Genomic DNA, 8,283 nt, shown 5'->3' on the forward strand with positions numbered 1-8,283 from the left:
GCCCGGGCCGCGCACGAAGCCGCACCCGGCGCGAGCGGCGGCCACGGCCATGCCGTGCGCGTCCTCCTCGACGGCAAGCCCGCACGCACCGGCACCTACGCCTTCCCCACCGAGGTGGCCGAGATCGTCCTCGACAACGGTCTCGTGCGGTTCACCTTCGGCCGCGACGACGCGCACAACGGTGTCGTCACCGGCTGGGACGACGTGTCCGTCACCGCCACCTCCGTCGTCGTCGACGGCAGGGAGCTCGCCCACAACCTCAACGGCGTCGACCCGCGCGACCCCGACCGGCAGCACTCCTTCTACGTCGACGCCGCCGGCGGCAAGTCCCGCCTCGTCTGCGGCCAGGTGAAGGTGCTGCGGATCGAGGACGACCTCGTCGAGATCGCGTTCGCCGACGTCACAAGCGTCCCGCTGCGCCACGAACACCACCTGATCATGCGGGCGGGCAAGCGCGGCCTGTACGGGTACGACATCCTCACGGCCACGGCGGCGACCTCGATCAGCGAGGTGCGCATGAACACCCGCTGGGACCGCGCCGTCCTCGACCACTGCTTCAACTGGGAGCGCGGCAAGGGGCAGCAGCCGACCTACGCCTACCTCGCCACCCAGACGAAGGTGTCCGACGAGACCTGGCAGATCGACGGCGTCAACAACCCGGACCTGCCGTCGCCCGGCAGCAACGCGGGCGGCCTGCCCGCCGGTTACGTCTACACCAAGTACAACTGGAGCCTCTACCACTACCAGAACCCGATGTTCGGGCACTACGGCAACGGCTTCGGCGCCTGGTTCACTCCGCTGTGCGGCGTCTCCGACCAGACGCTCGCCGGCTTCTACGGTGTGGGCCCGCAGCGCCAGGACCTCGCCATCCACCAGGACGCCCTCATCCTCAACTACTTCAGCCCGAACCACTACGGGCTGCCCGGCTACGCCCTCGACGCCGGCTACCGCAGGCTCTACGGCCCCTGGTTCACCTTCATCACCACCGGCGACCCCGACGACCCGGACGCGATGATCGCGGCGGCCGCCGAGACCGCGCGCGGCGAGATCGCCGAGAACCGCGGGGGCAGCGCCTGGATGCACGACGCACTCCACCCCGCGCCCGCGCGGCGCACCACCGTCTCCGGCCGTGTCCGCCTCACCGACGGCAGATCACCGGCGAACCTGTGGGTCCTGCTCAGCACCCAGGACGTCGACGACGTCTACACCATCCACGAGCCCACCTACTTCGTGCGGACCGACGACGACGGCGCCTTCACCATCCCGGGCGTGCCGCCCGCGTGGCAGCCCGGCACCACTACCCCCGGCACCTACACCCTGTACGTCTTCGCGGCCGACGGCTCCGTCACCGACCAGTACAAGAGGACGGGCCTGCGCTTCGGCGGCCGCCACCACAGGCTGCCGGCCATCACCTGGACACCCGTCCAGCGCTCCACGTTCCTGTGGCAGCTGGGCACCGCCGACCGGACCGGCGGCGAGTACGCGCTCGCGACCAAGTCGCCCGCGCGGCCGTCCCCGAGGGCGTTCGAGAAGCCGTCGCGCATACCGGGCGACCTGACGTTCACCATCGGCGAGAGCTGGGAGCCCGAGGACTGGTACTACGCGCACCCGAACACCGGCACATGGACCATCCGCTTCCCCCTCGACCGCGTGCCCGACGGCACCGCGTACCTGACGGTCTCCTCGTCCATGCAGCAGGGCACGCCACCGGCCGTCACGGTCAACGGCACGTCCGCCGGCATCGCGGGCGCCCTGCCCGCCCACAACGACTCCACCATCGGCCGCCAGGCGGACCGCAGCGGCTACCCGCGCCTCGCCGTGCTGACGTTCCCCGGCTCGATGCTCGTCGAGGGTGACAACACCATCTCCTTCACCAACGCGCCGCCCGCCGGGCTCCACACGCTCGCCGTCGAGCCGACGTCCCGTGGCTTCGGCTGGGACACGATCGTCCTGGAGACCGACGGCGGCGAGCCCGCGAGGCCCGCCCGCCTGACCGGGCGCGTCACCGCGCGGGGGAGCGCCCGCGGGACCACCACCTGGGTGATCGAGATCGCCAACCACGGGTCGGGGCCCGCGAACGACGTCCGGCTCGACGGGCTGCGGTCCCAGCACGGCGCGGTGCGGACCGCGGACCGCGACCCGAACGCGTTCCCCGTGCCCGTCGCCGCCCGCATCCCCGCGGGCGGCAGGGCGAGCGTCACCGTACGGGTCACCGGCCCCCTGGCGCACGGCGCGCGCCTCACCGCGTCCTTCCACGCCAACGGCGGCCGCGCCACGGGCACGGCCACGGGACCGGCCGCCCGCTGACATGCGCGGCCGACATGCACAGCGGGCAGGGCCCACGCGTCGTGCCGCGTGGGCCCTGCCCGTCGTGCGTTGGGTGCCCCGGCCCCGTCGCGGGTGCGCGCTCTGGCCGCGTGGGGGCCGGGGCGGCCTGCTGACCCGCGGGTGCCGGAGGCGCTCCCCAGCGCCCCCGGCACCCTCCCCGGCCGAGACGAGATGTGACGAGATGTAACGAGACGAGACGAGACGAGATGTGACGAGGCGAGTGCGCGGCGACCGCGACGGCATCCCCTCCGTGCCGTCGCGACCGCGACCGCGCCCCCGCTGAGCGGTCCGTTACGGAATGTGGCTGTCGAGCGGCTTGATGGGCGTGTCACCGTCCGTGGCGGCGGCCTGGCCGCTCGTCTCCGCGCCCGTCGCGGGCGCTGTGGTGCCGCCGTCCGCCGGAGGAGCCGGGATGTGGCTGTCGAGAGGGGTGACTTCCTCGTCCTTCTTGGCTTCGCTCATGACTCCTGGCTCCTGTGTATGCGTGAGTGGGCGGCGCCCGCCCGGTACCTCCCCCGGTCTGGTGCCGGACGGGCGCCTCTGACCATCCGTCCTTCCCCCGTGCGACGGATTGTCGTTGCGTTGAGCATGCCAGGGGGCGCTAAACGTTCGATGAACGGCTCCCGCGTCAGGCCGCCAGCGGCTCCAGCAGCAGCCGGACCTCGGCCGCCTGGTCCGCTCCGGTGGCCTCGTAGAAGCTGAGGGCCTCCAGCCAGCAGGCGCGGGCGCGGCCGGGCTGCGAGAGCGCGTTCAGCGCCTTGCCGAGGTCCGTCAGAATGTTCGCACGCATCCAGTCCCCGCCGATGAAGCCGGTGGCCAGGGCCTGTTCGGCGAGTTGCGCCGCCTGTCCCGGCCTGCCGGTGGCGAGCTGCACCTGCGCGATGCGGAAGTACGTCGTGCCGAGCCACAACCGCTGACGGTTCTCCTCGAACACCTCGACGGCCTGCTGGAACTCGGCCATCGCCTCCGCGAAGCGCTCCGCGTGCGACAGCGCGATGCCCAGCGCGAAGCGGGCGTTCGCGAGCCGCAGCGTCAGCCCCAGCGCGTCGTAGAGCGCCATGCCGGCGCGGACCATGTCGATGGCCTCCGACGTCCGGCCCAGGGCGACCAGCGCGCGTGACGTGTTGCACAGCGCGCTCGCCTCGCCCGGCTTGTTGCCGTCGGCTCGGAACGACTCGATGGCCGCCCGGCTGAACGTCTCGCAGTCCGCGTACCGGCCCTGGCAGAAGGCGATGATGCCGCGCTCGTTGGCCAGGTTGGAGCGCAGCCACGCGTCGTCGTGCGAGGCGTCCACCAGCACGGCGGCCCGCCCGGCCTCCTCGTCGGCCTCCTCGAACCGCCCCGACTTGATGTACACCTGCGTCAGCGTGGTGCGGGCGCGGCCCTCCGCGTGCGCGTCGCCCGCCGCCTGCGCGGCGTCGCGCGCGGAGACCGTCGCCGCCTCGTACGCACGCGAGTTGGCGCCCGACTCCGAGAGGTCCTTCGCCGCGAGCAGCAGGTCCACCGCGCGCCGTAGCAGGGCCGGGTGGCCGAGGGACTGCTGGACGCAGGCGAGGATCGAGGCGGCCTCCGTGAACAGCCAGTCCAGGGCCTGGGCCCGGCCGGCGAACGACAGGCCGGGCCGCCCCGCGGACTCCAGGTGCGCGACGGTGCGGTCGCCCGGGCGTTCCATGCCGTACACGCGCGCCGCCGTCGGCAGGTAGAAGTCCAGCAGGCGTTCGAGCGCCTCCAGGCGCTTGGCCGGGGGCAGTTCGTCGCGCTCGGCGCACGCACGCGCGTAGAGCCGCACGAGGTCGTGGTAGCGGTAGCGGCCGGGGGCGGCCGATTCGAGCAGCGACGTGTCGACCAGCGTCTCCAGCAGGTCCTCCGTCACCTCGACGCTCAGGTCAAGCACGGAGGCCGCGGCGGGCAGCGAGATGTCGGGCCCGTCGGCCAGGCCGAGCAGGCGGAACGCCCGGGCCTGCATGGGCTCGAGCTGGCCGTAGCCGAGTTCGAACGTCGCCTTCACCGCGAGGTCGCCGGCCTGCAACTCGTCCAGCCTGCGCCGCTCGTCGGCGAGTTTCGAGGCGAGCACCGACACCGTCCAGGTACGCCGCGAGGCGAGCCGTGACGCGGCGATGCGGATGGCCAGGGGCAGGAACCCGCAGGCGGCGACGACGTCGAGCGCCGCCTCCCGCTCGGCGCGCACCCGCTGCGGCCCGACGATCTTGGTGAAGAGTTCGAGTGCCTCCTCGGGCGACATCACGTCCAGGTCGACGAGGTGCGCCCCGGCGAGGTCCACCATCCGCGTCCGCCCTGTGACGAGCGCCGCGCACCCCGGGGTGCCCGGCAGCAGCGGGCGGACCTGGGCGGCGTCGCGCGCGTTGTCGAGCAGCACCAGGACCCGCCGCCCGTCGAGTGTCGAGCGGAACAGCGCGGCCCGTTCCTCCGCGGTGTCGGGGATCGAGCGGTCGGGGGTGCCGAGGGCCCGCAGGAAGGAGCCGAGGACGGTCCCCGGGTCGGCGGCCGGGTTCGAGGTCCCCTGGAGGTCCGTGTACAGCTGGCCGTCGGGGAAGTGGGGCCGCGCGGCGTGCGCCACGTGCACGGCGAGCGTCGTCTTGCCGACGCCACCGATGCCGGCGAGCGCCGACACCGCCATCACGGAGCTCTCGGCCAGCGCCAGCTTCTCGCTCAGCTCCGTCACGAAGACCGCGCGGCCCGTGAAGTCCGGCACGGTCGCGGGCAGCTGGGCCGGGCGCGGCGCCACCCTGTCGGGCGCGGACTCGGCGACCGGGCGCGCGAGCTCCTCGTCGGCGTTGAGGATCGAGTGCTGAAGATCCGTCAGCTCGGCGCGCGGATCGACGCCCAGCTCCTCGGCGAGCAGCCTGCGGGTGTCGGTGTAGACGGCGAGCGCCTCCGCCTGGCGGCCGCTGCGGTAGAGGGCGAGCATCAGCAGCTCGCGCAGCCGCTCCCGCAGCGGGTACGCGGCCGTCAGCGCGGTCAGCTCCGACACGGCCTCCGCGTGGCAGCCGAGCTCCAGGTCGAGGTCGAGGCGCGTCTCGATCAGGCCGAGCCGCCACTCCTCGAACCGTGCGCGCTGCGTCTCGGCGAAGGGCCCCGGCAGGTGGGCGAGCGGTTCGCCGTCCCACAGCCCGAGCGACTGCCCCAGCAGCGTGCGCGCGCCCCTGCGGTCGCCCGCCGCGCGCGCCTTCTCCGCGCGCGTCGCGAGGTCCTGCGCGACCTGGATGTCCAGCGAACCCGCGGGGGCGCGCATGGCGTAGCCGCCGGCCTCGCTGAGGAGCGCGCCGGGGCCGAGCACCTTGCGCAGGCGTGAGGCGTACGTACGGACAGCGGCGAGCGCGCGCGCCGGGGGCTCCTCGCCCCACAGCGCGTCGATCAGCTCGGCCGCCGTCGCGGTGCGGCCCTCGCGCAGCAGGAGGGCGGCGAGCATGGCGCGCTGCTGCGGTGAACCGGGCGGCAGGGGCTCGCCGTCGCGCCAGGCGCGTACGGGTCCGAGCACGCTGAAGCGGAGCCTGTGGCTGTCGTCCGGGCCCGGGGCGGGGCGCTCGGCAACCCGCTGCTCCGGTACGCGTGGCCCGCCGGCACGGTCCATGGCTACCCCCTCGCGGCCCACTCGCGGTTCACTGCTACGGACCGACAGTCTGCCTTGTCCGGGGCGGCAGCGTCAGCCGCGGGTGGCCGGTCTGCACAATGCCTCGACAGGTTGGCGGCTCGCCGGGGTTGACGGCACGCCAGGTTGGCCGGTAGTGGCTGTCCGGGGCGGAGGACGCCGCGCCCCTACCGCCGGGCCCGTACCGCCGCGCCCGTACCCCCGCGCTCCGGGCAGGCGTCATGCGACGGGCGGCGCGGCGACGGCCGGCGCGGCGACGTGCGGCGCCGCCGCCCTGCGCAGGTCGGCCGTGGTGAGCGCCACCGCGGCGACCGCGCCGAGGCAGAGCAGCCCGCCGCTGACGAGGGCGACGGCCCCCGAGGTCGCGTCGGCGACGAGGCCCGCGCGCAGGTTGCCGATGTCGGGCCCCGCCTGCCCGATGATGCCCTCGGCGCCGCCGACGCGGCCGAGCAGCTCGTTCGGGGTGTGCGTCTGCACGACGATGCCCCGCGAGACGACGGAGACGGTGTCCGCGGCGCCGGCCAGGGCGAGGCAGGCGAGGCCCGCCCACGCCCCGGGCACGAGGCCGAACAGGGCGAGGGCCGCGCCCCAGCCCGCGGAGGCGCCGACCATCACGAGACCGGGGCGGGGGAGCCGGGTGAAGGTCCCGGAGAAGAGCGACGCGACGACGCCGCCGACGGCGATCGCGGTGAGGAACAGGCCGAGAGTGGCGGGGTCGTCGCCGAACCTTTCCGCGTTGACGAGCGGGAACAGGCTGATCGGCATCGCCAGCACGGTGGCCGCGAAGTCGGTGAGCAGGGCTCCGCGTATGACGGGCGTACGCGCCATGAACGCGAGCCCGTCCAGTACGCCGCGCACGCCCGGGCGCGCGCCGACGTCGCCCGGCGCCATCCGCGGCAGGCCGAAGGCGCCGTACAGCGCGGCGCCGAAGGTGAGCGCGTCGAGCAGATAGCAGCCGCCGACGCCGAGCCGGCCCACGACAAGACCGCCGAGCGCGGGCCCCGCCAGCATGGCGCCCTGGAATGCGACGCGCCGCAGCGCGAGGCCCGCCGCGAGCTGGTGACGGGGCAGCAGCTGCGGGACGAACGCGCGTGAGGCAGGGCTGCCGCCCGCGGTGAAACAGGACTGCGCGGCGACGAGGCCCAGCACCCCGGCGGCGGGCAGCGGGCCGAGGAGCCCTTGCAGGGCGAGCAGGAGCGAGCACGCGGCCTGTCCCGCGGTCATGAGCAGGTAGAACTTCCTGCGGTCCACCCGATCGGCGAGCGCCCCGGCGAACAGTCCGAGCGCGACGAGCGGGACGGCCTGCGCGAGGCCGACGGCGCCCGTCCACGTCGTGCTCCTGGTGTCCTGCCACACCTGGAACATCACGGCGACGACCGTCATCTGCGCGCCGAGCGCGGACAGCGACTGCCCCCACCAGAGGCGACGGAACGGCGGCGATGACCTGAGCGGCGCCGGGTCGATCAGCACGCCCCCGGCCTTCCTCACTCCCACGCCGGGTCCTCGGCCAGCTTCTGGGCGAGGCGATCACGGAAGCTCCTGCGGGCGAGTGCCTGTTCGAGGTCGCTGACGACGCGGGAGAGCGGGTAGGGGACCTCGGCCTCCAGATCGGCGAGTGCCGCCTCGGTCGCCCGCCACTCGGCCGCGAGGCGGCCCACGACGGTGCGGGCCTTCGCGGTGAGCGTCACCTTCTTCGTGCGCGCGTCGTCGCCCTCGGCGGTCCGCACCCACCCGGCCGCGCGCATCGCGGCGACCTTCTGGCTGACGGCGGAATGGCTGAGCTGGACCGACTCGGCCAGCTCGGTGATGGTCATGGGCCCGCGGGCGTTCAGCCGGAGCAGCTCCATGACATGACTGGGCTTCAGCCCCTCGATGCGGCGCTCGGCGTAGATCCGGGCGATGTCGGCGTCCAGGGACGCCTGGAGGAGCCGCAGCGGGCGCCAGAGGCTCTGCAGTGACGGGTCGTGCGCTTCCGGATTCGCCATGGAGGGAATCGTAACAGCACTTATATAAGTGCTGTTAGGTTTTTTCGGGGTGCCGGGCGCGTTGGAGCCCTCCGGATCGGCTGAGCGAACGGCTTCCCAGAGCCGGGCGGGTGAGCGTGGCCGCGAAGCCGGGCGGCGGTGCGGCGGCGCGGGTACGAGATCCGCTCGACGCGGCGCGAGGAAAGGTCCCCCGCCCGGCGCAGCAGCCCGGCCTACCGGAAGTGAGCCCCGATGCCCGTACGCTCCGTACGCCCCGCAGGCCCCGTGCGTCCGGGGCGGCGCCTGCCGGGGCCGCGTGTCGCCGCCGCCGCGCTGGCCGCCGCCGTGCTGCTCGGCGGTCTCGGCGGGTGCGGGGGCGGC

5 protein-coding genes are annotated in these 8,283 nt (G+C 74.2%); 1 reads left to right on the forward strand and 4 read right to left on the reverse strand.

Going from position 1 to position 8,283, the window contains the following annotated elements; all coding sequences use genetic code 11:
• On the forward strand, nucleotides 1–2,307 hold a 2,307-nt coding region (locus tag JFN87_RS30390), incomplete at its 5' end, for a polysaccharide lyase family protein (RefSeq protein WP_209345301.1).
• Between the two features lie 312 nt (nucleotides 2,308–2,619).
• On the opposite strand, the gene JFN87_RS30395 is transcribed toward JFN87_RS30390, so the two are convergent.
• The 4 genes from JFN87_RS30395 to JFN87_RS30410 all read right to left on the reverse strand — a co-directional run bounded on the left by JFN87_RS30395 (nucleotide 2,620) and on the right by JFN87_RS30410 (nucleotide 7,923).
• On the reverse strand, nucleotides 2,620–2,790 hold the full coding sequence (locus tag JFN87_RS30395; RefSeq protein WP_209345303.1) for a hypothetical protein: 171 nt from the start codon (nucleotides 2,788–2,790) through the stop codon (nucleotides 2,620–2,622).
• Between the two features lie 166 nt (nucleotides 2,791–2,956).
• On the reverse strand, nucleotides 2,957–5,920 hold the full coding sequence (gene afsR, locus JFN87_RS30400) for an SARP-family global regulator AfsR (protein ID WP_209345305.1): 2,964 nt from the start codon (nucleotides 5,918–5,920) through the stop codon (nucleotides 2,957–2,959).
• 237 nt (nucleotides 5,921–6,157) lie between these two features.
• Nucleotides 6,158–7,432: an MFS transporter gene (locus JFN87_RS30405; protein WP_209345307.1), complete on the reverse strand. Its 1,275-nt coding sequence runs from the start codon at nucleotides 7,430–7,432 to the stop codon at nucleotides 6,158–6,160.
• Nucleotides 7,423–7,923, reverse strand: a complete 501-nt coding sequence (locus tag JFN87_RS30410) for a MarR family winged helix-turn-helix transcriptional regulator (protein ID WP_209345309.1) — start codon at nucleotides 7,921–7,923, stop codon at nucleotides 7,423–7,425. Before JFN87_RS30410 ends, JFN87_RS30405 begins: the two co-directional genes overlap by 10 nt.
• Nucleotides 7,924–8,283: the final 360 nt, after the last annotated feature.

Origin of the sequence: Streptomyces montanisoli, assembly GCF_017813245.1 — a bacterium.
Classification (GTDB): domain Bacteria; phylum Actinomycetota; class Actinomycetes; order Streptomycetales; family Streptomycetaceae; genus Streptomyces; species Streptomyces montanisoli.